Annotated in this window: 25 protein-coding genes and 1 riboswitch; of the genes, 21 read left to right on the forward strand and 4 right to left on the reverse strand. The window is 53.2% G+C overall.

What is annotated here, in order from left to right:
- The first annotated feature begins 148 nt into the window (after positions 1 to 148).
- From AC0YNW_RS15895 to rbsK, 9 genes are all read left to right on the forward strand, one after another.
- A complete protein-coding gene (locus AC0YNW_RS15895) occupies positions 149 to 847 on the forward strand; it encodes a FadR/GntR family transcriptional regulator (protein ID WP_387470745.1) in 699 nt (232 codons plus the stop codon).
- Positions 848 to 942: 95 nt separating this feature from the next.
- Positions 943 to 2292, forward strand: a complete 1350-nt coding sequence (locus AC0YNW_RS15900) for an acyclic terpene utilization AtuA family protein (RefSeq protein WP_475832768.1) — start codon at positions 943 to 945, stop codon at positions 2290 to 2292.
- A gap of 64 nt (positions 2293 to 2356) precedes the next feature.
- Positions 2357 to 2683: a DUF4387 domain-containing protein gene (locus AC0YNW_RS15905; protein ID WP_387470749.1), complete on the forward strand. Its 327-nt coding sequence runs from the start codon at positions 2357 to 2359 to the stop codon at positions 2681 to 2683.
- A 2-nt stretch (positions 2684 to 2685) separates the two neighbouring features.
- Positions 2686 to 3579 (forward strand): ABC transporter permease, encoded by an 894-nt coding sequence (locus AC0YNW_RS15910; protein WP_387470751.1) that lies wholly within the window; start codon positions 2686 to 2688, stop codon positions 3577 to 3579.
- A gap of 15 nt (positions 3580 to 3594) precedes the next feature.
- Entirely contained in the window at positions 3595 to 4470 is an 876-nt protein-coding gene (locus AC0YNW_RS15915; RefSeq protein WP_475832769.1) for a carbohydrate ABC transporter permease, read from the forward strand.
- Between the two features lie 65 nt (positions 4471 to 4535).
- A complete protein-coding gene (locus tag AC0YNW_RS15920; protein WP_475832770.1) occupies positions 4536 to 6035 on the forward strand; it encodes an extracellular solute-binding protein in 1500 nt (499 codons plus the stop codon).
- Positions 6036 to 6047: 12 nt separating this feature from the next.
- The gene (locus AC0YNW_RS15925; protein ID WP_475832771.1) at positions 6048 to 7199 is read left to right on the forward strand and encodes an ADP-ribosylglycohydrolase family protein; all 1152 of its coding nucleotides are present in this window, start codon (positions 6048 to 6050) and stop codon (positions 7197 to 7199) included.
- A 60-nt stretch (positions 7200 to 7259) separates the two neighbouring features.
- The gene (locus AC0YNW_RS15930) at positions 7260 to 9374 is read left to right on the forward strand and encodes an ADP-ribosylglycohydrolase family protein (RefSeq protein ID WP_475833152.1); all 2115 of its coding nucleotides are present in this window, start codon (positions 7260 to 7262) and stop codon (positions 9372 to 9374) included.
- A 27-nt stretch (positions 9375 to 9401) separates the two neighbouring features.
- Positions 9402 to 10316, forward strand: coding sequence for a ribokinase (gene rbsK, locus AC0YNW_RS15935; RefSeq protein WP_475832772.1), 915 nt, complete (start codon positions 9402 to 9404; stop codon positions 10314 to 10316).
- 86 nt (positions 10317 to 10402) lie between these two features.
- Here the strand turns inward: rbsK and AC0YNW_RS15940 are convergent, their stop codons facing one another.
- Positions 10403 to 10924 (reverse strand): TlpA family protein disulfide reductase, encoded by a 522-nt coding sequence (locus AC0YNW_RS15940; protein WP_387470761.1) that lies wholly within the window; start codon positions 10922 to 10924, stop codon positions 10403 to 10405.
- Between the two features lie 225 nt (positions 10925 to 11149).
- Between AC0YNW_RS15940 and AC0YNW_RS15945 the strand changes: the two genes are divergently transcribed.
- On the forward strand, positions 11150 to 11413 hold the full coding sequence (locus AC0YNW_RS15945) for a hypothetical protein (protein ID WP_475832773.1): 264 nt from the start codon (positions 11150 to 11152) through the stop codon (positions 11411 to 11413).
- 157 nt (positions 11414 to 11570) lie between these two features.
- Positions 11571 to 12449, forward strand: a complete 879-nt coding sequence (locus AC0YNW_RS15950) for an ROK family protein (RefSeq protein ID WP_475832774.1) — start codon at positions 11571 to 11573, stop codon at positions 12447 to 12449.
- A gap of 126 nt (positions 12450 to 12575) precedes the next feature.
- Here the strand turns inward: AC0YNW_RS15950 and AC0YNW_RS15955 are convergent, their stop codons facing one another.
- Positions 12576 to 13604 carry a Leu/Phe/Val dehydrogenase gene (locus tag AC0YNW_RS15955; protein ID WP_475832775.1) on the reverse strand — a complete coding sequence of 343 codons (1029 nt, stop codon included), beginning with the start codon at positions 13602 to 13604 and terminating at the stop codon, positions 12576 to 12578.
- 231 nt (positions 13605 to 13835) lie between these two features.
- On the opposite strand from AC0YNW_RS15955, the gene AC0YNW_RS15960 reads away from it, so the two are divergent.
- On the forward strand, positions 13836 to 14186 hold the full coding sequence (locus tag AC0YNW_RS15960; RefSeq protein WP_475832776.1) for a potassium channel family protein: 351 nt from the start codon (positions 13836 to 13838) through the stop codon (positions 14184 to 14186).
- An 84-nt stretch (positions 14187 to 14270) separates the two neighbouring features.
- Here the strand turns inward: AC0YNW_RS15960 and AC0YNW_RS15965 are convergent, their stop codons facing one another.
- Positions 14271 to 15386, reverse strand: coding sequence for a serine hydrolase domain-containing protein (locus tag AC0YNW_RS15965; protein ID WP_475832777.1), 1116 nt, complete (start codon positions 15384 to 15386; stop codon positions 14271 to 14273).
- 115 nt (positions 15387 to 15501) lie between these two features.
- Between AC0YNW_RS15965 and AC0YNW_RS15970 the strand changes: the two genes are divergently transcribed.
- From AC0YNW_RS15970 to AC0YNW_RS16010, 9 genes are all read left to right on the forward strand, one after another.
- Positions 15502 to 16020 (forward strand): PadR family transcriptional regulator, encoded by a 519-nt coding sequence (locus AC0YNW_RS15970; RefSeq protein ID WP_475832778.1) that lies wholly within the window; start codon positions 15502 to 15504, stop codon positions 16018 to 16020.
- Between the two features lie 139 nt (positions 16021 to 16159).
- On the forward strand, positions 16160 to 17857 hold the full coding sequence (locus AC0YNW_RS15975) for a DEAD/DEAH box helicase (protein ID WP_475832779.1): 1698 nt from the start codon (positions 16160 to 16162) through the stop codon (positions 17855 to 17857).
- 347 nt (positions 17858 to 18204) lie between these two features.
- A complete protein-coding gene (locus AC0YNW_RS15980; protein ID WP_475832780.1) occupies positions 18205 to 18834 on the forward strand; it encodes a hypothetical protein in 630 nt (209 codons plus the stop codon).
- A 43-nt stretch (positions 18835 to 18877) separates the two neighbouring features.
- A riboswitch (ZMP/ZTP riboswitch) is annotated at positions 18878 to 18959 on the forward strand.
- Positions 18960 to 19002: 43 nt separating this feature from the next.
- Complete coding sequence (locus tag AC0YNW_RS15985; protein ID WP_475832781.1) at positions 19003 to 20112, forward strand: GNAT family N-acetyltransferase; 1110 nt, start codon at positions 19003 to 19005, stop codon at positions 20110 to 20112.
- A gap of 297 nt (positions 20113 to 20409) precedes the next feature.
- Positions 20410 to 20847, forward strand: a complete 438-nt coding sequence (locus AC0YNW_RS15990) for a LytTR family DNA-binding domain-containing protein (protein WP_475832782.1) — start codon at positions 20410 to 20412, stop codon at positions 20845 to 20847.
- An 11-nt stretch (positions 20848 to 20858) separates the two neighbouring features.
- Positions 20859 to 21296 carry a hypothetical protein gene (locus AC0YNW_RS15995; RefSeq protein ID WP_387470783.1) on the forward strand — a complete coding sequence of 146 codons (438 nt, stop codon included), beginning with the start codon at positions 20859 to 20861 and terminating at the stop codon, positions 21294 to 21296.
- Positions 21289 to 22203 carry an ABC transporter ATP-binding protein gene (locus tag AC0YNW_RS16000; protein WP_475832783.1) on the forward strand — a complete coding sequence of 305 codons (915 nt, stop codon included), beginning with the start codon at positions 21289 to 21291 and terminating at the stop codon, positions 22201 to 22203. The genes AC0YNW_RS15995 and AC0YNW_RS16000 overlap by 8 nt, the downstream gene beginning before the upstream one ends.
- A complete protein-coding gene (locus AC0YNW_RS16005) occupies positions 22203 to 23057 on the forward strand; it encodes an ABC transporter permease (RefSeq protein WP_475832784.1) in 855 nt (284 codons plus the stop codon). The genes AC0YNW_RS16000 and AC0YNW_RS16005 overlap by 1 nt, the downstream gene beginning before the upstream one ends.
- A 338-nt stretch (positions 23058 to 23395) precedes the next feature.
- Positions 23396 to 23686 carry a hypothetical protein gene (locus tag AC0YNW_RS16010; RefSeq protein ID WP_475832785.1) on the forward strand — a complete coding sequence of 97 codons (291 nt, stop codon included), beginning with the start codon at positions 23396 to 23398 and terminating at the stop codon, positions 23684 to 23686.
- Here the strand turns inward: AC0YNW_RS16010 and AC0YNW_RS16015 are convergent.
- Positions 23648 to 24712 (reverse strand): LacI family DNA-binding transcriptional regulator, encoded by a 1065-nt coding sequence (locus tag AC0YNW_RS16015; RefSeq protein WP_475833153.1) that lies wholly within the window; start codon positions 24710 to 24712, stop codon positions 23648 to 23650. The two genes, AC0YNW_RS16010 and AC0YNW_RS16015, sit on opposite strands and share 39 nt — an antisense overlap.
- Positions 24713 to 24933 lie beyond the last annotated feature (221 nt).

Consider the following 24933-nt stretch of genomic DNA (forward strand, 5'->3'; position numbering starts at 1 on the left):
AATATCTTCTGTCAACATGAAATGAAAGCGCTGCATTTTAACTTGACAGGACAGGTAAGGAGCGTTTATTCTAGGGTTGCGGTTAATTGGGTGATCCAATTATGGACCAATCACCGCAAGGCGCATTACGAAGTGAGAGGGAATTCATATGACCATTAAACGGATTAAATACCATAGGGTGTACGAGGATGTTATCGAGCAGATCAAAAATCTCATTCTGGAAGGAAACCTGGCTCCGGGCGATGTGCTGCCGACGGAGCGGGAACTGGCTCAGGCTTTCGGCATCAGCCGGGGGACGCTGCGCGAGGCATTCCGCATTCTGGAGCGTGAAGGCTTGATCGACGCCAAGCCAGGCGGAGGAAGGTTCCTCAGCAAGGCGCTCGACGTTGCGGAAGATAAGAACCGGATTATGGACAATATCGAACGGGCGACCATTATGGAGCTGCTAGAAGCAAGGGAATTGTTCGAGACGGGAATTGTCGAGCTGGCGGCGAAACGCGCTACAGCGGAGGATATCGAGGAGATCGAGGCGGCTTTCGAGAAGTGGGGCCAGATCGATCAGGAGAGCGAAGACCGCTCCAAGCCGGATCAGGCGTTCCACTTGTCCATCGCCAAGGCGACCCATAACGTCGTATTGGTCAATATGATCGAGCTGCACATGGATTTGCTGCAAAGAACGTTAAGCAAGACAGCGAAGATTCCGGGTCGCAAGAGCGAGGTATACGAGGAGCATCTGCTGATCGTTCAGGCGATCAAGGAAAGAGACCCCGTCAAAGCCAAGCTCGCTCTGCTTCATCATCTGGGCAAGGTTAAGGAGAATATTCAGAAAAACTACGTTCATGCTTGAGTAGGGGGAAATATGGCCCTCTCTTCATTTAATTGGATCACCCAATTATCCAAATATTGCATGAATGAATACGAAGCATAAAAGAGGGATTGCACATGAACACAGACATTCGGATTTTATCGCCATGCGGCATGCTGGGATACGGATTCCCGGAGCAATCCTTTTTAAGAGGCATGGAACAGGAGATTCACGGCATCGTCGTCGATGCGGGATCGACAGACGCAGGTCCTCACAAGCTGGGAGCCGGTGTATCTATTGTAAGCAAGCGCGCGGCAAAGAAAGACCTGGACATCATGATCGCCAGCGGCGTCCCCCGGGGCATCCCGATTATTATCGGATCGGCCGGAGGTTCGGGCGCGGAGAAGCATGTGAACTGGACGCTCGACATTATACAGGAAATTTTGCAGGAGAGGGGCTTGCAGGCGGCAATCTCTGTCATCTGGGCGGATTTTACGCAGGAGGAAGTGTTGCAAGCGACCTGCGAGGGGCGCATTCACGCTCTAAGCCCCAACATTCCTCCGCTCGATGAAGCGGCCATTCGTGAGACGAACAGCATCGTCGCCCAGATGGGCCATGAGCCCATCGTGGAAGCGCTGCGCCAAGGAGCGGACATTATCGTATGCGGCCGCGCTTATGATCCTTCGCCGTTCGCGGCGATCGGCATCTATCACGGGAAGGACCCGGGGCTTTCCTATCACTTGGGCAAAATCCTGGAATGCGGCGCGTTATGCGCAGAGCCTGGCACGACGAAGGACAGCATTCTCGGCACCATTACCGATGATGCGTTCCTGGTACAGTCGCTGAATCCGGCGCGGAAGTGCAGCCCGACGAGCGTAGCGGCTCATACCTTTTACGAGAAAGAGCATCCCTACATCCTGCATGGACCGGGTTTCACGCTGGATCTGGAGCATTGCCGGTTCGAGGAGCAGGAGGAAGGCGTCGTACGAGTAACGGGCAGCCGGTACATCCCGGCTGAGACCTACAGGATCAAGCTGGAAGGCGCCAGACTGGTTGCTTATCGCACCTTCGTCGTCGCCGGCATCCGCGATCCGATTCTGATCGGCAAGCTGGAGGAAGTAGAGGCGCTGGTGAAGCAAGGCGCGCAGGACTATTACAACGACATTCCTGAATCCGATTACAGCATTCATTTCTATAATTACGGCATGAATGGCGTGCTGGGGGACAAAGAGTCCGAGCGCTTCCGCGGCCATGAAGTTGGCGTCATGTTCGAAGTAGTCGCGAAGACGCAGGAGCTGGCAAGCAGCCTATGCGCCACTGTCCGGTCCACCTTCCTGCATTACGGCTACGAAGGACGGAAGTCGACGGCAGGCAATCTGGCCTTTCCATTCGCGCCAAGCGATATCGAATTTGGCCCGGTGTACGAGTTTTCGGTGTACCACCTGATGGAGATGACCAAGGAAAGCTTCCGCATCGAGCGGATTTGAGATTAAGGATTATGCTTACGAAGTAAATTTTGCCGTTGCAAAATTTTTTAGGAGTGAATAGAACATGACCCAACTCGGCCAGCTTGCGAAGGTGCTGAGGAGTAAAAACTCCGGCCCCTTCGAGCTCACATTAGACGTATTGTTCGATTCCGAAGAGAACTACCGAATGGTCAAGGCATCCGGACGCATTACGAAAGAAACCGTCTGCGAGCTGTACGGTATTACGGAGGAGCAGATTCACCACCTGGTCTTTTTCGATCAGGCGCTTGGCTTTAAGATCACCATCTCCCGGGACATCTCGTCCGGCACAGTCGGCGATCGTGACGTATACGGCGCCCAGCAGCATGCGCCTCTTATGATGCTTGCCATCGACACCGTAGAGGAGGGATAGACATGAAAGCTCTAAGACGCATGCGGCAGGATTGGGTGCTGTATGCCATGCTCGCTTTGCCCATGCTTTATTTTGTCATTTTTCATCTCATACCGCTGTACGGCATGAAGCTGGCATTCCAGGATTACCGCATCCTTGGCGATCATGTCTGGGTCGGCTGGAAGCACTTTAACGTCCTGTTCAGCTCTCCCGCCTTCGCATCGGTGATGCAGAACACCATCATTATCAGCTTGATGAAAATCATCTTCGTTTTCCCGATTCCAATTGCGCTGTCGCTCTTGATTAATGAAGTGCGAAGCTCGAAGTATCGGAAGTATGTCCAGTCCGTCGTGTATCTGCCTCACTTTCTGTCGTGGGTCGTTATCGCGGGCATCTGGATCAGCCTGCTGAATCCGTCCGAAGGCGGCGTGAACCTGATCGGCAATTTCTTCGGTCTTCCGTCCGTCGACTATATGACAAGCAAAGACCATATTCGCTGGGTATTCGTCGTATCGGAAATTTGGAGAAGTGCCGGCTGGGACTCCATTATCTATCTCGCGGCGATCATGAAGATCAGCCCGGGGCTGTATGAAGCGGCGAAGATCGACGGAGCGACCAGGCTCCAGCAGATGACATTCATTACGCTCCCGCATCTATACAGCACAATTGTAACCGTCTTCATTTTGAACCTGGGCTTCTTCATGAATGCGGGCTTTGACCAAGTGTTCAACTTCATGAACGATTCCGTCATCAGCGTCGTCGATATTCTGGATACGTACGTCTACCGGATCGGTATCGGCAATGGCCAGTTCGCTTATGCGACGGCGGCCAGCTTGTTCAAAGGCGTTATCGGTATCGTACTTATTCTCGGCACACATTTCATCTCAAAACGAATCTCGGGCAAAGGCGTCTGGTAAAGGAGGGACTATGCAATGAGACGACTGGAACTATCGAAAATTATCATCTACGTCATTCTGTTTCTGTCCACGCTCGCCGTGCTGGTTCCGATCCTGAACCTGCTGGCGCTGTCTTTGACCGCACCTGGAAGAGCCCATCTGATGAGCGGCCTCGACATTATACCGAAGGGCTTCTCGCTCATGAACTACGAGCTGCTCTTGTCCAACCCGCTTATTACGGGCAGTATCGTCAATTCGGTCTGGATTACGGGCGTCGGCACCTTGCTTAACCTGATCCTGACGTCGATGGCGGCATATGTGCTGGCCAGAACGAACTTTATCGGGAAGAAGTTCGTGCTGCTCTTCCTGATCGTCATCATGGTATTTGAGCCGGGTCTTATTCCAGAATACTTGCTGGTGAAAGACCTTGGACTGATGAACAAACTAACGGCGCTCATCCTGTACAAAGCCGTGAACGTGTACTACCTGTTCATCCTCATGCGGTTCTTCCAGGACATTCCGGAGGAGATCATGGAAGCGGCACGAATCGACGGAGCGGGTCACTTCCGCATGTACACCAGAATCTTGCTGCCGTTATCCAAGCCGGGACTTGCGACGATGGGTCTGTTCTACGGCGTATTCCGCTGGAACGAATATTTCAGAGCTACCATCTACATCTCCGAGCCAAGCAAGTGGCCGCTGCAGGTGGTGCTGAGGCAGTTCGTTGTCCGGAAGGACAATACGTCCATTATCGGCAACCAGAACAATCTGTTCGACAGCTCCGTTGTCTTTGATTTTGCTTCCCTGCAAGCCGGTACGATAATGATTGCGATTGTGCCGCTGCTGATCCTATATCCGTTTATTCTGAAGTATTACGCGAAAGGAGCGCTTGAAGGAGGGGTGAAGGATTAGTAGCTCGGGAAGACTCTGCGAAAGCAGGAATGGAAGTGCCAATTTATTAAAGGGGAGAATCAACCATGAAAAAAGTAAGCCTGGTACTCATCATCGCAATGCTGGTTACGGTTATAGCCGCTTGCAGCTCCAACTCGAACTCGCCTGGCAGCAACCAACCGTCGAATGAACCCGGAACCGCTTCACCGAATCCTAGCGCCGATCCCGTAACGCTGAAGATCGTATACAAAGATGAAGGAACAGCTAACCCGGTGTCGGTCAAGTTTTTCGAGACGCTAGAGAAAGCGCTTAAGGAGGACGAAGGGCTGAACGTGAAGTTCGAGCTGGTCGACCTGGCGCAAGGCAGCTATGCCGAAAACCTGAATCTGCTCCTGCTCGGCGGCACAATCCCTGATGTTATCTACTTCCAAGGCGGTGATCAGCAAATCTCCGAGCAAGGGCTGCTGGAGGACCTGACGCCATATATCGAAAATTCCAAGTATGTCAAAGACATCATCGAGCCGCATAACGCAACAAGAATGGCGAGCTATCCGTACCTGATGTGGATCAAGCCGCTTGCGTCGAAGACGCCGGTCGTGCGCGCGGATTGGCTGAATGCGATGGACAGCTCCAAGGCGCTGCTTGAGAATCCGACAGTCGACAATTACTATGCCTTCTTCAAGGAGCTTGTAGAGAAGAAGCCTGGCGGCGACAAGCCTGGCTATGCGCTGACCGCTGCTGGCGATATCGCAGAGATCAACTTCATATTCAACTCCGCATTCGGTCTGGATACCACTTGGCTGAAGAAGGAAGACGGCACATACGAGTATTCCAAAGTATCGCAAAACGAAAAAGAAAAGCTGGCGTTCTACAACAAGCTGTACAACGAAGGCCTTCTGGACCCGCAATTCATCACGAAGCAATGGGATACGAAGGAAGATGCGTTCTACAAAGGCGATGCGGCAGTGATTACAGGCACAGCGGGTAAAATCATCGACCTGTATGACGGCAGAATGACAGAGCTGAACGGCGACGGCGCGAAGCTGGTTGTATTGCCGCCTGCCAAAGGCGAAGCGCAAGGCTTCGGCGCAACTGACGTAACTAAGGAATCCAGAGGTCTGGCCATCTCTTCGCAATCAAAGCATAAGGACGTAGCGTTCAAAGTATTCGATTACCTCGCCAGCCCGAAGGGCCAAATGCTGGACCGTCTCGGCTTTGAGAACGAGCACTACACTGTGGTTGACGGGCAGATCGAGCTGAACGACAAGTACTACAGCGAGTGGTACGCGCGCTTCTGGGAGCCGCTGGAGATGAAATCCGAAACTCCGCTGAAGACGCCATTGCTGGGTGAGCCAGGATCGAACTCGTTGCAGGCTGCATCTGACTTCTATACAGAAGACAATAACTTTATTATTCCGGAGCAATTCATTGCGAATTGGGATGCGATGAACAACCTGTACAAGGAATATGCGACCGACTTCATTACCGGCAAGAAAAACCTGTCCGAGTTCGACAAGTTCGTAGAAGCTTGGAACGCAGCCGGCGGAACAGACGTTACAAAATACGCTAACGAAAACATCAAGTAAGGAGCTAATGCCATGACTTCGTTTCGTGACCGAGTGAGAGGCGTGGTCGCATCGACCGCGCTGGGCGACGCAATGGGAGCGCCGATCGAGAAGCTGACCTATGAGGGGATCAAGTCGCAGTATGGCCGAGTGGAGTCGATTATGACCCGCTGGCATAAGATGGACCTGCCCGCAGACGTCCGGCTTGGGCGAGTGAGGGGCGACGGCATTGTGACCGACGATACGCTCATGACGGTTGCGCTGATGAATGTGTATCTGACGGAAGGCCGTCATCTGGACGCCTACGACATGGGCAATGAATTCGTGAAGGAGATCGCCTTCCGGAAGACATTTGTGCCGGAGCTGAATCAGGAGACATACATTATCGACCGACTGTTTTACCCGGAAAAATACATCTTTATGCGCCACGTGCTTGCAAACTGCGATCCCAGAGAGGGCGGCATGGGCAACATGGTGAACTGCGGGGCGGCGATGTATATCGCCCCTATCGGGATTGTGAACGCAGGTCATCCGAAGGCGGCTTATGATGAAGCGATTCTGTTCGCCATGGGGCATCAGAACAGCTATGGACTGGAGGCGGCCGGCGTGCTCGCCGCTTGCGTAGCCAAGGCGTTCGAGCCGGGCGTGACGGTAGACGATATCGTAGAGACGGCGGTAAGCCTGGCAAAGGACGGCACGAAGGCTGCGATCAAGGAGCTGACAGTTAAGGCCAGAGCGTTGCGCGCCGAGCGGGACAATATGGACAAGGTGATCGCTGAATTCCAGGCGATTATGCTTAAGTATTCGCCTATGGGCGACGATGTGAGCCGCCATATCGACAAGGTCGGCGTGCCGAGCAATCACTATACGCCAAGCCGCCTCTGGTCAATTGAGGAACTGCCGATGGCACTTGCTTTTATCGTGCTGAATGACGGCGACTATTACCGCTCCATTCTGGACGGGGTCAATTCCGGCCGCGACACGGACTCCATAGGCGTGATGGCTGGCGTCATATTAGGAGCGATGTATGGGCATGAAGTCATCCAGGCATCTGATATTGAGCAGCTGAACAAGGTGAACCGGCTGGACCTGTTCGCCATTGCCGATCGATTCAGCGACATGGCGGCGAATATCATCAAGGATGATCTCCGTGCGCATGAAGCAAGAAGAGTCATATTGAATTAGAAGCTGATACCAGTAGACAAAGAGCTTGGGGTTAACGCAAGAGGGACGGGAGTGAGAGAAATGATACCGAACAATTATGTAGAAACGATCTATGCCGGCTTTCTTGGTATGAATGTCGGCATCCGGCTGGGAGCGCCGATCGAGCCTGTCGTATGGACGCATGACCGCATTCGCGACGTATATGGAGATATCCGCAACTATGTGAAGGATTACAAGACATTTTCCGCGGATGACGACGCGAACGGGCCGGTCTTCTTCCTTCGCGCGTTATACGACGATGCTGTCGACCGCGAGCTGGAGCCTGATGATGTCGGAAAGTCGTGGCTGAATTACGCCAGGGAGGGCATTGGCATGTTCTGGTGGGGCGGCGAGAACGTCAGCACCGAGCATACCGCTTATCTGAATTTGCAAAGGGGCATTCCCGCCCCGCGTTCCGGCTCTATTGAGGTGAACGGGCTGGAGATGGCGGAGCAGATCGGCGGCCAGATCTTTATCGATTCCTGGGGCCTCCTGTTCCCGGGCAATGTTCAGAAAGCAGCGGACTATGCGGAAAAGGCCGCCAGCGTATCCCATGACGGCAACGGTTTATATGGCGCGCGGTTCATGGCCGCCTGTATTGCGAAGGCCTTCGAGACCAAGTCGATCGATGACGTCATCGAAGCCGGACTGAGCGTCATTCCGGCGGACTCTACCTATGCCAAAGTGGTGCATGCCGTAATGGAGTTCCATCGCGACAACCCGGAGGACTTCCGGGCATGCTGGTACTACCTGGATGAGCATTGGGGCTATGACAAATATACCGGCGTCTGCCATATCATCCCGAATGCGGGCGTCTGCGTGCTGGCGATGCTGTACGGCGAAGGGGACTTCGCGCGTACGGTGGAGATTGCCTCGATGTGCGGCTGGGACACGGATTGCAATGCGGGCAATGTAGGAACTATACTGGGCGTAATGGCGGGGCTGGATGGCATTCCGGCGCATTACCGCAAGCCGATCAATGACTTTATCGTCGCCTCCAGCGTCTCGGGTTACCTCAATCTGGTCGACTTCCCGACGTTCTCGAAGGAGCTGGCGCTGCTCGGTTATCGGGTGAACGGCGTGGAAGCGCCGGAGCAGCTGGCTCAGCGCGTGAAGCCGGGAGAGGTCTACTTCGACTTCGATCTGCCGGGCTCGACGCACGGGTTCCGTACAAGCAACAGCTTCAAGACGCCGGTCGTCCGTCATTCGGCGCAGCATACGAAGGATAGCCGCGGCTCGCTTGAGGTGGTGTTCGACCGCCTCGTAACGGGCGACAGCAGCAAGCTGTACTTCAAGCCGTTCCACCGCCGCGAGGAGTTCAACGACGAGAAGTACAAGCCGACCTTTGCGCCGCTTATCGCTGCGGGTCAGCAAGTATCGGCGACGTTCTACCTCGACCAATGGGAGGGAGAGCCGCTGAGGCTGACGCCTTACGTGCGTAATACGCATACGAAGGAAGAAGTGAAGCTTGCCTCGTTCGCACCTGCATGCGGAGCGTGGACGGATGTTGTCTTCACTGTACCGGATACCGATGGAGCCGTGATTGACGAGATCGGCTGGGTGCTGGAGAGCGATTCTCCGCTCTTAAACCGCGCGATCGGCAGTCTGTTCCTGGGACGGTTCCATGTGACGGGAGCAGCAGAGTACGCCATAGATTTTGCGAAGCAATACAAGGAGTTTGGCTCGGTCACGCCATTCGCCCAGCACCGCGGCAAGTGGGAGCTGAAGGATGGGGCGCTGTATTGCGCCAGTGAGACGGACTGCTCCGCTTACTCCGGCAACTACTATGCCGGCAAGATTATTGTGGAAGCGACGGTTAAGCCGCTTGCCGGGGAAAGCCATATGCTTATTACGCGGGCGCAGGGCATCAAGCGACACTATCTGGCCGGTTTTGACGGAGCGGGCAAGGTCTCCTTCATCCGCGAGGACTTCGGGCAGGAGCGCTTGATTAGCGCAGCCTACGATTGGAGCCACGGTGAGGAATACCGGATAAAGCTGGTGGCGGACGAGGAGCATTTTGCCCTGGACATTAACGGGGTTAATGTTCTGGAATGCCGGGATAGCTACTTCGGAAGAGGCATGTTCGGATTCGGCAGTCTGGGTCCGGTCGAAAGTGAAATTAGCGACGTGAAGGTATATACAGATGTTGAGCAATAGGCTTAAGGAGAAAGGAGCATAGCAACGTTGCAAAAGCTGCTTGTTATCGGAAGCGTAAATATGGATGTCGTTAGCAACGTGAAGCAATTCCCGCTGCCGGGAGAGACCATTCACAGCAGCGGCACGAAGTTTGTACCGGGCGGCAAAGGGGCCAACCAGGCTGTCGCTGCCGCCAGAGCGGGAGCGGCGTGCGCCATGGTCGGTGCTGTCGGGCTTGATCCGTTCGGAGATACGCTCGTCGCTTCTCTCACAGAGAAGGGCGTGCTGGCAGAATCCGTCCTGCGCAAGGATGGGACGTCGGGCATTGCACTCATCACCGTAAATGAGGAAGGCGAGAACAATATCATTTTGTCCGCTGGCGCGAACGGGAAGGTGACAGAAGAGGATATCGTTTCTGTGCAGTGGGATGGCGCTTATGCGGTACTGCTGCAGAATGAGATTCCGTGGGAGACGACAGTTGCCGCGATTCGCAGCGCGAATGCGCAGGCCGTACGCGTCTTCCTGAATCCTGCGCCGGCAAGAGAGCTGCCGAATGATCTGTTTCCGCTACTCGATACGCTGATCGTGAACGAGACGGAGGCGGCTGTCATCACTGGCGTGAAGGTGAGCGATTCTGCCACTGCTGAAGCAGCGGCAGAATGGGCGCTAGCCAAAGGCACTGCCAGTGTCATTGTGACGCTGGGCGAGCAGGGCTGCTTCTACGCCAGCGCCTCAGGGGCTCGCGCGGCTGTTCCGGCGTTCCGCGTAAAGGCGGTCGATACGACGGCTGCGGGCGACACGTTCATCGGCGCTTATGCCGCGGCGTATGCGGACGGTCTTGCGACGGAGGAAGCGCTCCGCTTCGCCGCCGCTGCTGCCGCAATCGCCGTCACCCGGCCGGGCGCGCAATCCTCCATCCCGAACAAAGCGGAGATTGAAGCGTTTTTGGCGAGCCAATTTTAACGATACGTATAGCCGCACTTATGAGAAGAAGCCTCCGAGCCTGCGTGAAGCAGACGGGAGGCTTCTTTAATTTGTAGGTGCATCCGTTAATTAATGAGCTTAAGGAAAGATTGCTCGATGTAGGAGATGTCCGCCGATCCGACGATAGCATCGATGGTTTCGCCATTCGGCGTAATGAAAAACATCGAGGGGAAGCCGTGGCTGCCGTAATTCGTATAAAGCTGATTCGATTGATCCAGCAGAACAGGATAATCGATGCTATGCTCCTCAACGTAGTCGATGACTTCAGAGAGCTCGTCCCGCTGAATGACATTAATACCGTACACGTTTATGAATTCCTTGTATTTATCGTGCAGTTCCACGATCTTCGGAGCGTCCTCGTTGCAGTAAGGACACCAGGACGTGAAGAACAGAAGCACAGTAGGCTTTTCGGAATAATCGATGGTCACTTGGCTGAGGTTGCTCAGGTCTTGCAGGATAATGGATTCGTCTAATTGGTAGGCGTATGCGGGAGCATAATTTTCAGTAAACTGATAGACAAGCACTCCTATTCCGCCTATGGCGAGAAACAATAAAGCATAAGTGACCCAAAAACGCAGCTTTTTCATGGATTTCGCACCCCGGCTTCAAGATTAAAAGCACTTTTACTATAAACGATAAAGGGAAGAAAATATAGCTTTTCCAGCTGGATTTTTCCAGATAAGGAGTCGTATAATAGTGGCAAGTCATTCAGGTAGAGGTGATTATTTGTTCAATCCCAAAGTCTTCTTCTATTAGTTGTGCCGATATCCATGGCCCTGCCATAATCTAACCCGGCACGACGGGGATGAAGATTGAATGTTGAGCAAACAGGTCTGACTGCATTTTTGTTGAGGAAGCGTACAGGCATACAGTCTGCGCGGTTGAAGGACCCGAGAGCCGAGAAGCTGAGAGAGCATCGCAAAGGCATTAAGGCGATTCACCGGGACAAAGAATTGAAGCCTGCCCGAAAGGCGGATTACCGGAATTACCGCACGATCATGAAGCGATTAATGCGCGCCGAGAAGTACGATCTGCTTCGCAAGCATCAGCATACCGGCGGCTGGATTACATGGTAATAGAATAAGAATATCAGCCTGCAACTAGGGCCAAGGGGAACCCGTTGTCTTGCGAGACATCGGGTTTCTTGCGCTTATTCGCCGCAAACTTGAAATCTGCCAAACTAGCTGATACGTTAATAGGAAAACTGGCTTAAGGAATGCGGGGAATGCAGGCATGAAGGTATATGGAGCGATAGAAGGCGGAGGAACCAAATTTGTATGCGGCATCGGCAAGGAGGACGGAACGATACGAGAAACGGTGACGATCCCGACGACCACGCCGGAGGAAACGATGGGCAAGGCGATGGCTTACTTTGCAGACAAAAGGATTGAAGCGATCGGAATCGGGACGTTCGGGCCCGTCGATGTGAACGTTGACAGTCCCGCATACGGCTCCGTTACGAGCACGCCGAAGCCGCATTGGAGCGGCTTTGACATCGTTGGCTATGTGAAGCGGGAGCTGAACGTGCCGGTTGGCTTTGATACGGACGTCAATGCGGCAGCGCTGGGCGAGCTATTATGGGGAGCGGCACAAGGGCTGCAGAGCTGCCTCTACATGACGATTGGCACGGGTATAGGCGCAGGAGCCGTAGCGGAGGGTAAGCTCCTCCATGGCCTCACGCATCCGGAGATGGGGCATATTACCGTACGCCGCCATCCGGAAGACCGATACGAGGGGAAATGCCCGTTCCATGGGGATTGCCTGGAAGGGCTTGCCGCAGGACCAGCTGTAGAGGCGCGTTGGGGTGTGAAGGCGTCCGAGCTTGGCGAAGATCATGCCGCATGGCGCATGCAAAGCTATTATATGGCTCAGGCGCTCGTGAACTATATATTGATTTTGTCGCCGGAGAGGCTGATCCTGGGAGGGGGCGTCATGCATCAGTCGCATCTGTTCCCTCTCATTCGAGAGCAAGTAAAGGGGCTCTTGAAGGGATATGTCCATCATCCTGCTCTGGAGCAAGACATTGATAGCTACATTGTAAAACCCGGTCTTGGCGACAAGGCGGGGATTAGCGGCGCCCTGGCGCTGGCTGTGAAAGCGGCGAAAGCTTGAAAAAGCTAGCGAGCAGCCGCACGCTTGTCCAAGTCTATTGAACTCAAGAAGCCTCCGGTACCGCAGGTTCATGCGGGCTTGGAGGCTTCTGACTTGTGATGGCAGGTCAGTGCGGCAGGGTGGTGGTTAGTCGCGGAACAGGCTTTCCGCCAAGCGGTTCGCCGCGAGCGATGTAGGTATGCCCTGGGCTTCGGCAAGGTCGTATATGCTGGATAGCGTACGGTAGATGGACTCCACGTTACGCTTCGCCTCCGCAGCGTCTCCGCCGCTGAGCTCAGAAGCGGTCACGATAATGCCGCCCGCATTAATGGCATAGTCAGGTGCGTACAGAATGCCGCGTTTCTGGAGCTTGCTGCCATGCCGCTCCTCGGCCAGCTGGTTGTTGGCTGCTCCTGCGACAATTCGGCAATTCAGTCTGCCGATCGCCCCATCGTCAAGCACGCCTCCGAGTGCACAAGGAGCGAGAACATCACACGGTGCCGAGAGAATATGTTCCGGCCGGGCGACGGACGCTCCGAATTCCTTTGCGGCCATTCGGACTCGTCCGGCATCCATGTCCGCTACCGTGAGTCTGGCTCCAGCATCCTTTAAGTAACGGCAGAGGTGATAGCCTACCTTGCCTAGTCCTTGCACGGCTACGCTTCGGTGCAGCAGCGATTCGGAGCCGAAGAGGCGCTTCAGCGATGCCTGAATGCCGAGACATACCCCGTAGGCTGTCATCTTGGCAGTCAGATCCCCGACTGCCCCCAGTGAGCCGCTGACGTCCGTGACGAAGGCCGTCTCTTCAAGCACCGTATCCATGTCTGCGACGGTTGAGCCCAGGTCCATGCCGGTAATGTATTGCCCCTGCAGCTTCTGGATATGCTTTCCTAATGTACGAAACAGAGCCTCGCGAGGACCTGCTTCAGGGGAATCCAGAATAACAGCCTTGCCGCCTCCATAGGGAACTCCGGCCAGTGCGGATTTATAGGTCATGCTCCGGGCCAGTCTGAGCGCGTCTTCGACGGCTTCCTTGTCGCTCGCATATTGCCGTATCCGGCACCCGCCAAGCGCTGGGCCGAGCCTCGTATTATGAATGGCGACGATGGCTTTGAACCCGATCGATCGGTCCTGAAGGAATAGAAGCTGCTCATATTCGTCTCTCCATGCGTCCATACTCTCGCCCCTTTCGATATCCTACAGCTTATTCCGGCGGGCGAATCCTGGTTTGGACACGGACGCCCGGGCGTGGAGGGAGCGGTTCTTTTTTGGAGAGAAAGGGTTTTTTAATAGAGGACAAAGATTTGCTTTACAATAGAAGGGTTGGACAGGCATTGGACGAAGCTGCGATTTATGATTTATTCTATAGGTCTGATTGTTCAATGTTCGAGAGAAGGAGTTTGTGCGATGGTATCATTCCTCTTAACCGTGAAGCGCCTGCTTAGCGGGCTGTGGCGGTCATTCAAGCTGAAAAATTTTCAGGCTTTGTTTATATTGGTCGTCGTCATGCTTTTGTCGGGTACGGTGTTTTTTGTCAGGAACGAAGGCTTGTCCATCATCGACGCGCTGTATGTCTGCGTCCTGACGCTCAGCACGGTAGGCCATCCTACATTTGAGCCGCAGACGGTGCTGGGCAAGGTGTTCATGATGCTCTACGTTATCGTAGGAACGGGACTGTTCCTTGGATTGATCGGGCACATCGCTTACTCGCTTATTAAGCAGCCTGAGCGCAGGCCGGGGAAGAAAGAAGAGGAATAAGCCTTAGGCGCCATGCCGGGGATATATCCATTATGCAGAAACAACAGGCACGCAATCCCGGATTGCGTGCCTGTTGTTTGAGGGCTAATGGTCTTGCGTTTTCTTTAGTTCGTTCATAATGGCGATAAGCGCATTGAAGCTCGGGCGCATGGCCGCGTCGGAGCCGAAGTTGAGCGCGATATGGGTATCGCTTGCAGGATCATAGTGAAGATGGGCGGCAGTAATGCCGAGATGTCCTCTTAGCCGGGGGTATCCCCGCAGCAGAAAAAATAATCCTTCGAAACGGATCTCCATCATCCCGAGCCCATAATAGATGCCGGGACGGAATCGATAGGGGAACGCCGCTAATTGCTGCAGCGTGGAGGGGGCGATCAGTTTCCCTCCATGGAGTGCTTTGCTGAAAGTGAGCAGATCGTCTGTCGTCGAGACAATTCCTCCCCCTGACCAGTCGCAGCTCAGGCTGCTCAGGCCGCTTATGTCGCGTCTTTTGAACCAGAGCGGAGAGATGGGGGGAGCAGGGACATTTATGGGCTCAGTATGAAACATCAGATAGGTGTCTCTCAGCTCCAGCGGCTCAAAGAGTTGTGTACGAAGAAGGCTGCCAAAAGAACGGCCGGACACTTTCTCGATAAGCTGCCCTAGCAGAATATAGCCGGTATCCGAATACAGGAACTGCTTGCCGGGCGGCCCTGCTGCCTTTTGTCGCTCGCTTGTAAAGGCAATGAGATCGGATGGTTGCCATAGCCGCTCCGTATCGGACAAGATATTGTCAGCGAAAGGTCGTCCGCTGGTGACAGGACCTTCAAAATAATCGCCAATCCCCGATGTATGGCTAAGCAGGTGGCTGACCGTCACGTCTGGGGCATAGTCGCGTCCTTGGTAAAGGAACAATCGATCCAGCTCCCCTTGTTTGAAGTAAGAGGCGATGCGATTGTTTAATCCGATATGCCCCTGGTCAGCCAACATGCCTATAATCGTCATCGTAAAAAGCTTGCCGATGCTGGCGATATGATATGGTTTGGATTCGCCTGGAAAGCGGTAGTCGATGCCAAGTAAGGGAGAGCAGATCCGGCCCTGCACTTCGGTTTTATGCCCTTTAGGAACGCCGAATCCTTTTTGCTCATACTTTCGGAAAATATAGTCCAACCGCCCTGTAAGTTTGGGGTTGTTTAATGAGGTTAATCCTGTTTTTGCGGTCATGCTGCAACCTCCTGTCGTTCTTTTTCTTATCCCTAATAGATATATTGCTAATAGCGGTATTTGATTACTGCGGCAATCGGGACGGATCGGCGGTGAGGAGTTGGAGCATGTCATCTTGGGACTGTTGATGATTCAGAACCAGACCTTGTATGAGCTGCATCAAAGCTTTAAGCGGGGAATTTCCTTGTTCTACAGCGCGAGCTACGGCAGTTTGCAGACGGCGCTGAAGAAGCTGCTGGACAAGGAGCGGGTCGCTTGCGCGGAGCTTGTGGAGAACGGGCGTCTTAAGAAGGTGTATCGCGTGCTCCCGGCAGGCAGAGAGGAGTTTCTTCGCTGGATGAAGAGCGAGACGCCGGATCATAAGCTGGAAGTAACGGCGTTGTCGAAGCTGTTTTTTCTGGGGCATGTAGAGGATAGGACGGACAAGCAAAGCATCATTGATGAGATTTTGGATAAGCTGGAGCGGGCATGGGATGGTCTTAAGCGGATGGAACGGGAATTAGAGGGGGTAGAAGTGCCGGAGCCGTACCGGGGTATCTTCCGATATCAGCTGTTGACGCTGAATTATGGCCTGGGAGCGCATCGCTATGCAAGGGATTGGTTCGGGAGACTGAGGGAGGAACTGCAGGAATAAGGGCGCCGGAGTTGGGGGAATAGGTGCAAATTACGGAACATATTCGAATGTTTCTACTATTTTACACTTATTTGTGGTATCCTTAGACGCTATATACGATTACAACACATACGCGTGTTCAAATAGGAGAACGACACTAATGAATTTTCAAGAATTAAAGCTTATTCAGCCCATTCTACAAGCCTTGAGCAAAGAAAACTATACAGCGCCTACACCGATTCAGGAACGCTCGATTCCGTCCGTACTGGCGGGCCGGGACCTGCTAGGCTGCGCGCAGACGGGAACGGGCAAGACAGCAGCATTTTCACTGCCGATGATTCAGCTGCTGAGCGGCAGCATGGAGCGGGTAAGGAGAGACCGCCCGATCCGGGGATTGATTCTGTCGCCAACGAGAGAGCTGGCGCTGCAAATCTCGGACAATATTCAAGCGTACAGCCAGTTCACGCAGGTGAGCTGCCTGGCGATCGTAGGCGGCGTCTCCCAGAGCGGACAAGAACGCGCGCTGGCCCAAGGCACCGATATTCTGATTGCTACGCCGGGCCGTCTGATGGACCTGCTGAACCAAAAGGTGATCCATCTGGGCGCGGTAGAGATGTTAGTCCTGGACGAAGCGGATCGCATGCTGGACATGGGGTTCATCAACGATGTCAAAAAAATCATTGCCAAGCTGCCGGCTAAGCGTCAGACACTGTTCTTCTCGGCAACGATGCCGCCGGAAATCGCGCATCTTGCAGACAGTCTGCTCACGGACCCGATTAAGGTGGAAGTAACGCCTGTATCGTCAACGGTAGATCGCATTCATCAATCGCTATATCTGGTGGACAAGGAGAACAAGCAGTCGCTGCTGAACGAGCTGCTCTCGGATCAGTCGATCGTATCCGCGCTGGTGTTCACGCGCACGAAGCATGGCGCGGACCGCGTCGCCCGCGGACTGAACAAGCAGCGGATTACGGCGCAGGCTATTCATGGCGACAAGTCGCAGAATGCGCGCCAGAACGCGCTGAATAACTTCAAGAGCGGCGCGACTCGCGTGCTCGTAGCGACGGATATCGCAGCAAGAGGAATTGATGTGGAGGAGCTGTCGCATGTCATTAACTTCAATCTGCCGAACATTCCGGAGACCTACGTGCATCGAATTGGTCGGACAGGCCGCGCAGGCCATGACGGAACAGCGATCTCCTTCTGTGAGACGGATGAGCTTCCGTATCTGAAGGATATTGAGAAGCTGATCAAGAAGAGGATTCCGGTTGTTCAGGATCATCCCTACCCGATGAAAGGAGCTGCTCCTGCCGCGGCAGAGCAGGCTCCTTCGAAGTCGGCTTCCTCTGATGCAAAGTCCGCCGAAGGCGCTGCAGGAAGCGGCAAGAAGCCTCGCCGGAAGAAGAGCAAGCCGCAAGGAGCGGCAGCATCCGCAGGTGCGAATGGGGTCGAACAGGCGAAGCCTAAGTCACAAAAGGCGGAAGCGGGTGCCAGTGCGGCCGGTCAATCGAAGCCGCAGAATAAGCTGCAATCCGGGGAAGTCCGGCAGCCGGAGAACAAGCCGAGCCGCTCGAACGGTCCTAAGCCACAGGAGAAGAAGGAACAAGTGAAGCCGCAAGGGCAAGCCCCTGCGAAGCCGAGCCAGCCTCGTCCTGCAAAGGACGACCGTCCTCGCGAGGGTCAAACCCAGCGGCAAGCGGGCAAGCCGGCTAGAACGCAGCAGCAGTCGAAGAGGCCGACTTCAGCTGACCGTTATGCGAAGCCGCAGCTGCGTCAAGAAGTACACCAGGATTCGGGCAAGATTATATCGATTCTGCCTTCGCCGTGGTCGTCATTCTCCTCCAAATCAAAAAAATAGCTTGCCTCGATACGTGGCTGCTCGAAATATCCATAACAAAAAGCATTTGGGTTTTACCCAAATGCTTTTTTGTCATATTTAGGAGTCGCATAGCGGCAGGGATTGACTCTCTAAGCCTAATTTCTCGGCTTGCAGCAGCCCAGCGCATCTTCGCGAGCTCTCTAAGCCTAATTTCTCGGCTTGCAGCAGCCCAGCGCATCTTCGCTGGCTCCCTAAGCCTAATTTCTCGGCTTGCAGCTTCCTCGCGCGTTGCTGCGCTGGCGAACAAATCTTTAGGAGCTTATCATTTGTCGGATTTGAAACAAATCCGGCAGCTTTCTTCGTCTATCGTTGCATAGGGGGATAAGATGAGAAAACCGGTTTGGCTGACGATGGTTGTGTTAGCGTATTGGCTCCTGCTGCCTGGTCAAGCGATGGCGCTTTCTTGCGTGGAGCCTGGTCCAATCGAACAGCGGTATGAGACATATGATGGAGTTATTGTGGCGAAAGTGTTGAATGTAAAAGCGGGTCAGGAGGAACACACCATTCAATTGGAGGTTAAGCAAAGCTTCAAAGGAATCGAGGTTGACCGCCTAACGATTCTGGAAGATCGATATTGGGAGACGGACAGTCGCGTGAGCAAGGAAGGCGAGGAGTATCTGTACTATTTGAAAAATATCGACAGTCAGTGGGAGAATCAGCTTTGCTCGCCTACCGTAAAGTTATCGTTGGCAGACGCAGAGCTGGATTACTTGAAAGATAAGGAGCTTCAACTCCAACCAGCAAGCGAGCTGCCGACTGCAGATGCATCCCATGCCCCTGCAGCAACGGACACGACGGATGATGACGCAGAGAGCCGTCCGATCGCAAGCGATTCGAAAAAGGGGCAGTTATCAGAATCCGGGAGGAGTACTTCAGCCGGACTGATGGTCGGCTTGATTGCGGCCATAGTCATTATTCTAATTGTTGTACTGTTGGGAATGAGAAGAAGGAAATAAACGATTGACTTTTTCGTCAGAAAATTTATAATAGTCAGTAAATATTTGGGTGTGTAACTGGCGAGAACGTAGATCACTACGGGGGAGCACATCTGTCATACAAGCCGTTCGCCTGGGCAAAGCATTTGATCATCGATCGAATGCTTTTTTATGTTCAAAGGAGCGATAATGATGGGAAAAGCTAAACAAGTAGCGGTGTTGATGTATGAGGGAGTGGATACGCTTGATCTGGCCGGGCCTTTTGATGTGTTTGCAGTAGCGAGCAATTGGGGGCAAGATTTCCATGTCTATACGGCGGCTCTGGAGAAGAGGGAATGCCGCTCGATTAGCGGGATTACGCTTGTTCCGAGCTACAGCGCAGAGGATTGTCCGAGACCGGATATCCTGATCGTGCCGGGGGGCTGGGGAGCGCGCACGGAGATGCATAACGGGGCGATGACGGATTGGATTCGGAGCTTATCGAAGCAGGCTGAGCTCACGATATCCGTCTGTACCGGTGCGTTGCTGTTGGCTAAAGCGGGCTTACTGGACGGCCTGTCGGCAACAACCAACAGCCGCGCCATGAATCTGCTCCGTGAATCGGTGCCTGCCAGCACCCGCATCGTGGAGGGAGTGCGTTACGTGGACAACGGCAGCATCATCCTCTCTGCAGGCGTGACGGCGGGCATCGATGCGGCGTTGCATGCGGTGGCGCGGTTAGCGGGAGAAGAGCGGGCGCTCGATACGGCAGCGAAGCTCGAATACCTATGGAATCGCGAAGCTCCTGTTCTGAATGCGCCAGCTTCGCTTGCCATCCGCAGAGCGACCGCGGAGGATGCGGTGAAGCTGCGGGGCTTGTTGGAGGAAGCGGCCAGATGGATTCATTCGGCGCACGGCTTGCGGCAATGGCGCGAGGAGGATTTCACCCAAGAGACGGTCGACACATTCATCGGAGAGCAAGAGGTGTTCGTAACGGAGCGCGGTGAGGAACTGGTCGGCTGTTTCTCAGTTCACTGGTCATACGAAGAAATCTGGGGAGAGCGGTATCATGATGACGCAGGTTATGTTCATCGGCTGGCTGTCTCCCGGCGGTATAAGGGAGAAGGAGGCGGTCAAGAGCTGCTGGAATGGGCGGAGGGATACATCCGCAGCAAAGGCAAGCGCTGGCTTCGTCTCGACTGTATGGCGGACAATCCTGGTCTGAACCGGTATTATCAAAGCCAAGGCTTTGATCTGCAAGGACGCTTCGATGGAGAAGGCTGGAGCGCGAATCTGTATGAACGGAGAATCGCCGAATAACCATATGGACGCCGCAGGGTTGCCATCAGGCTTTTCGAACAAGCCTCTAACGTGCTGCGATTATATGATGATGACTATGCCGCTCTGTCGTGCGCTGAAAGCTGCGAATTATGCGAACGGATTAACCCGGTATGCTTGCAAGACCCGGTGCCTGCTTGGCGCCGGGTTATTGTTGTTTGTGTGCATTTCACCCCATCCTATATGCAACTGACCGTGCAAGGCCTTGAAGTGCGGGCCAAAGATGGTATTCTGAGTTACAGAAAAGCGGAATCGGCAAGCCGGAGAGGAGCTGTAAGCTTGAAGCTTATTATAGACCAGTCATTGGAGCATCAGGACGTCGAAATTACGATTAAGTGCGGCATCATAGACGAAAATTTGGAGCGTCTTATTGCTCAGATCAGATTGTATTCATTCTCCATTACAGGCAAGAAGGATGGACGCAGCCATCTGATACGGCTGGAGGATGTCTATTACTTTGAATCCACGGATAACAAGACATTCCTATACTGCGAAAAGGATGTATACGAATGCCATTACAAGCTGTACGAACTGGAAGAGCATTTGGCGAACAGCCATTTTGTACGCATAAGCAAGTCCTGCATCCTGAATATTGCGATGTTGGCTAATGTGCGGGCGCTGTTGAACGGCAAGTTCGAGGCGCAGCTTGTCAATAAGGAGAAGCTGATTATTAACCGCCATTATGTGCAGGCGATCAAAGACAAAATGCAGTTTTGAGGAGGGATGGCATGTCTACATTTAAGAGTTATTTTACGATCAACTGTTATGCCTTTACGATCATTACGATTATTTATTCGATTTTGGTAAAAGCGGGGCTGTTCACGCCGATGTCGGTCGATGACGTCTTTATCTACTTCCTGATGACTGTTAGCTTGTCGATCCTCATTGCGATTATCGATCTGCTGCCCATCAGAAGTTATGCTCTGACTTCCTTGATCCGAATAGCAGGCATTGTGGCGGTTGTGTTCACCATTGGGTATTCCTTTGAAATGTTTTCGTTTGAATGGAGATACGTAGGTCCGATACTGGGCATGATTCTGTTTACGTATTTTGCCGTTAGCGCCTTGCTGATGATTAGGGATCAAGCTGATGCCAGAGCGATTAACAAGCAGCTGTCGCAGCGTAAGCTGAATACGGAGCAGGTAAGGGGAGAGAAACATGAATAAAATCATTGAGGTGAGTCAATTACGGAAATCGTTCGGGGAGCTTCAAGCTGTGAAGGGCATCGACTTTTATGTGGAGCAAGGCAGCATGTTCGCATTCCTGGGACCCAATGGGGCCGGAAAGTCGACGACAATCGATATGCTGACGACGCAGCTGGAACCAGACGGCGGGGAAGTAAGCGTGGGTGGCTACAGGCTGGGCAAGGAGGATGACGGCATCCGCTCATCCATCGGTATCGTGTTCCAGGACAGCTTGCTCGATCCGTTCTTAACGGTGAAGGAGAACCTTTTCGTTCGGGGAAGCTTCTACAGGCTCCCGCGCAAGGAGCTGAGGGCATCGGTAGCGAGGGCAGTCGATGTGGCCGATGTCGGCGGATTCCTGGATCGGCCTTACGGCAAACTGTCCGGCGGCCAGCGCAGGCGGGCCGATATTGCACGGGCGCTTATTCATGCGCCTTCCGTCCTGTTTCTTGACGAGCCAACTACCGGTCTGGACCCCCAGACGCGCAAGCATGTATGGACGACTATTCGCCAGCTGCAGAAGGAGCAGGGGATGACGATCTTTCTGACGACGCATTACATGGAAGAGGCCGCTCAAGCTGATTACATTACGCTGATGGATCATGGCAAGCTGCTTGCCAAAGGAACGCCAAGCGAACTGAAGGATCGCTACGCCACCGATGTGCTGAAGCTGATACCGAGCAGCCCGGCCGAGCTGACCCAATATTTGAATGAAAGATCGTTGCCGCATACGGTGCAAGGGGGCGTCTATCATATCCCGCTGAAGCGTACAGTAGATGCGCTGCCGCTTATTGAGGAATGCAAGGGAAATATTGCCGGCATTGAGATTATAAGCGGTTCAATGGATGATGTGTTTCTTAACTTGACAGGAACGGGGATGAGAGCGTAATGAATGTCATTGCCAGTCGTAATATCAAGCTGTTTTTTCGCGACCGCAGAAACGTGGTTATGTCCTTTATGTCCGTATTTATTATTCTCGGCCTTTATATTTTATTTCTTGGAGATACGCTGAAGTCAGGCGTACCGGATTCGCCAGGCATCGGATTTCTGCTGGACAGCTGGGTGATGGCGGGCATTCTGGCGGTCACATCCGTCACCGCTACGCTTGGCGCGCTCGGCATTATGGTCGAGGATCGCACGCAGAACATATTGAAGGACTTCAAGGCCGCGCCAATCAAACGTTATGATCTAGTTGGAGGCTATCTGCTAAGCGCCTTTACGATCGGAGTTGTGCTTAGTCTTGTTACGCTTGTGCTGGCAGAAATTTATATAGTGGTGCAAGGTGGAGAATGGCTGCCTCTTGTTGCGTGGTTCAAGGTGATTGGTCTCATTCTGCTATCGGTGCTTGCAAGCAGCTCCATCGTATTTTTCATTACATCGCTGTTGAACAGCCGCAATTCTTTCTCGACGACAGGTACGATTATCGGTACGCTCATCGGCTTCCTGACTGGGATCTATATCCCGATCGGGTCGTTGCCGGAGCCTGTGCAGTGGATGATTAAGATATTCCCTGTCTCGCACGCAGGTGCCTTAATTCGCAGCGTCATGGTGGAGCGGCCGATGGAAGCGTCGTTCGCAGGAGCGAGTGCGGAGGCGGTGCAGCAATTCAAGCTCGATATGGGTGTGGTCTATCAATACGGGGATACATTCTCATCGACAGCTCTCAGTATCGCGGTGCTGGTGGGTACGACGGTTCTGTTCTATTTGCTGTCCATTGCGGTTATGTCTAGGAAGTCGAGGTAGCGGGAAGGTCTGAAGCCTAACTAATGAAGCGCGGAGTAGTTTTTAAAGAAAAACGCGGAGTAGTTTATTATGTAAAGTACTGAGGAGCTTATATGTTAAGTGCTGAGGAGTTTATAAAGTAAAGCTCTGTGTAGTTTATAAGCAATTCGGGTCATGTGACTTACTAAAGTCGCTCCGAATGAAACGATAGGTAGTCTCAAGCAAACAAATTTCTAGCTAGCTACTTTATTGCCTCACCCAATTGGCCATATGCATGGGAATAAAAGATTAGATCATAATAGCCGATAAAGCCGCGAGTGGCTTTATCGGCTATTTGTGCGGTAGATGAGCTGTGTTTCGTGCGCATGGGTCCTTGGCTTCATGCCAATGAGCCCATGAGGGCTCTAAGCCGCGCAAAGAAGCTGCAAGTCGAGAAACTCGGCTTAGAACGCCCGCGAAGCCGCGCGAAGGAGCTGCAAGCCGAGAAACTCGGCTTAGAGCGTCCACGAAGCCACACGAATGAGCTGCAAGCGGAAAAACTCAGCTTAGAGCGTCCGCGAAGCCGCACGAAGCCGCTACAAGACGAGAAAATCGGCTTACAGCGGCTTCAGTTACGCGCGAGCGCTGGCGTCGCCAGCAGCACCGCATGATTCACGGATGATTAGCTCTGGAGAATGGTTGATGCTGAGCATTTCCTCAGAGCCGTTAATGGCGCTAATGAGCTGCATAACGGCCATGCGGCCCAAATATTCATTGTGCTGATCCAGCGACGTCAGTCTAGGGATGCTGAAGTCACTCTGGAGGAATTGGTCGCAGCTTGCGATCGCAATATCGCCGGGACAATTCAGGCCGCGATCCTTCATGGCGCGAATGGCGCCAATCGCCACCATATCGTTAATCGCAATCACCGCAGTCGGCAAACAGTCGGCTGAAGCGTCCAGCAATTGAGTCATAGCAGAATAGCCGTCTTGCGCGTAGTAGTCGGATGTGACGATATGACGCTCGTCTACCGGTTTGTTCAGCACTTGCAGGCTGTGCTTGAAGGCATCGATCCGCGCGGACGTGATGCGGATGCCGGGCTCGCCTCCGATGAAGCCGATGCGCTCATGGCCGAGCGCGATAAAGTGGTGGACGATCGACGTAACGCCTTGCCTCAAATTCCGCTCGATAAAGAGACAGTCGCAGTCGTCGATCTTGGAGCCGACAATGACGACAGGCACCCGGCGTTGCAGCTGATTGAGCGCATGAATAAACGAGTCGGACACATCCTCCTTATCTATGCTGCCTCCCAGGATCAGAACGCCGTCCACTTGCTTCTCCAGAATCATTTTGAAATAATCCTCTTCGGTCAGATGAAGCTCATTCTGCAGCTGATGGCGGACGAACATCGTGTTGAACAGCAGGGTGGCATATTGATTTTTCAGCGCGAAATTCTGTATCTCCAGGAACAAGGAAGCGAAGTAAGGGTTCGTGATGTCCGGCAAAATAATGCCAATGTTTTTCGATGTGTGATTGACCATGCCTCTGGCGAACACGCTTGGCGTATAGTTGTATTCGTCGATAATTTGCTGAATCTTCTCCCTCTTCTTGGGAGATACGGATGGACTATTGTTAAGCACACGCGAAACAGTGGACACGGAAACGCCGCTTTTTTGGGCGATTTCCTGAATGGTCATTTTCGTTTTCAACGGGGCACATCCTTTGGCCGATGCTGTGTTTATAGCTAAATTTTAACCCAAGTACGGGTTTTATTCAATACAGGTTTGGTATCGTTACCACAGTTTCATTTGGTGTATGATCTAACGAAGTATATGACAGTTTAAATAAAAAACCGCGAAATTATGCTGTTGACACCGTCTTTTTCATTTGTTAATCTCATGACAACAACAAAATATTC

This window comes from Paenibacillus sp. J31R120, from assembly GCF_056269225.1.

Coding starts and splice junctions, on each gene's coding strand:
- AC0YNW_RS15895 (WP_387470745.1), top strand. CDS start 149: ATGACCATTAAACGGATTAAATACCATAGGGTGTACGAGGATGTTATC.
- AC0YNW_RS15900 (WP_475832768.1), top strand. CDS start 943: ATGAACACAGACATTCGGATTTTATCGCCATGCGGCATGCTGGGATAC.
- AC0YNW_RS15905 (WP_387470749.1), top strand. CDS start 2,357: ATGACCCAACTCGGCCAGCTTGCGAAGGTGCTGAGGAGTAAAAACTCC.
- AC0YNW_RS15910 (WP_387470751.1), top strand. CDS start 2,686: ATGAAAGCTCTAAGACGCATGCGGCAGGATTGGGTGCTGTATGCCATG.
- AC0YNW_RS15915 (WP_475832769.1), top strand. CDS start 3,595: ATGAGACGACTGGAACTATCGAAAATTATCATCTACGTCATTCTGTTT.
- AC0YNW_RS15920 (WP_475832770.1), top strand. CDS start 4,536: ATGAAAAAAGTAAGCCTGGTACTCATCATCGCAATGCTGGTTACGGTT.
- AC0YNW_RS15925 (WP_475832771.1), top strand. CDS start 6,048: ATGACTTCGTTTCGTGACCGAGTGAGAGGCGTGGTCGCATCGACCGCG.
- AC0YNW_RS15930 (WP_475833152.1), top strand. CDS start 7,260: ATGATACCGAACAATTATGTAGAAACGATCTATGCCGGCTTTCTTGGT.
- AC0YNW_RS15940 (WP_387470761.1), bottom strand. CDS start 10,924: ATGAAAAAGCTGCGTTTTTGGGTCACTTATGCTTTATTGTTTCTCGCC.
- AC0YNW_RS15950 (WP_475832774.1), top strand. CDS start 11,571: ATGAAGGTATATGGAGCGATAGAAGGCGGAGGAACCAAATTTGTATGC.
- AC0YNW_RS15955 (WP_475832775.1), bottom strand. CDS start 13,604: ATGGACGCATGGAGAGACGAATATGAGCAGCTTCTATTCCTTCAGGAC.
- AC0YNW_RS15960 (WP_475832776.1), top strand. CDS start 13,836: ATGGTATCATTCCTCTTAACCGTGAAGCGCCTGCTTAGCGGGCTGTGG.
- AC0YNW_RS15965 (WP_475832777.1), bottom strand. CDS start 15,386: ATGACCGCAAAAACAGGATTAACCTCATTAAACAACCCCAAACTTACA.
- AC0YNW_RS15975 (WP_475832779.1), top strand. CDS start 16,160: ATGAATTTTCAAGAATTAAAGCTTATTCAGCCCATTCTACAAGCCTTG.
- AC0YNW_RS15980 (WP_475832780.1), top strand. CDS start 18,205: ATGAGAAAACCGGTTTGGCTGACGATGGTTGTGTTAGCGTATTGGCTC.
- AC0YNW_RS15985 (WP_475832781.1), top strand. CDS start 19,003: ATGATGGGAAAAGCTAAACAAGTAGCGGTGTTGATGTATGAGGGAGTG.
- AC0YNW_RS15995 (WP_387470783.1), top strand. CDS start 20,859: ATGTCTACATTTAAGAGTTATTTTACGATCAACTGTTATGCCTTTACG.
- AC0YNW_RS16000 (WP_475832783.1), top strand. CDS start 21,289: ATGAATAAAATCATTGAGGTGAGTCAATTACGGAAATCGTTCGGGGAG.
- AC0YNW_RS16005 (WP_475832784.1), top strand. CDS start 22,203: ATGAATGTCATTGCCAGTCGTAATATCAAGCTGTTTTTTCGCGACCGC.
- AC0YNW_RS16015 (WP_475833153.1), bottom strand. CDS start 24,712: ATGACCATTCAGGAAATCGCCCAAAAAAGCGGCGTTTCCGTGTCCACT.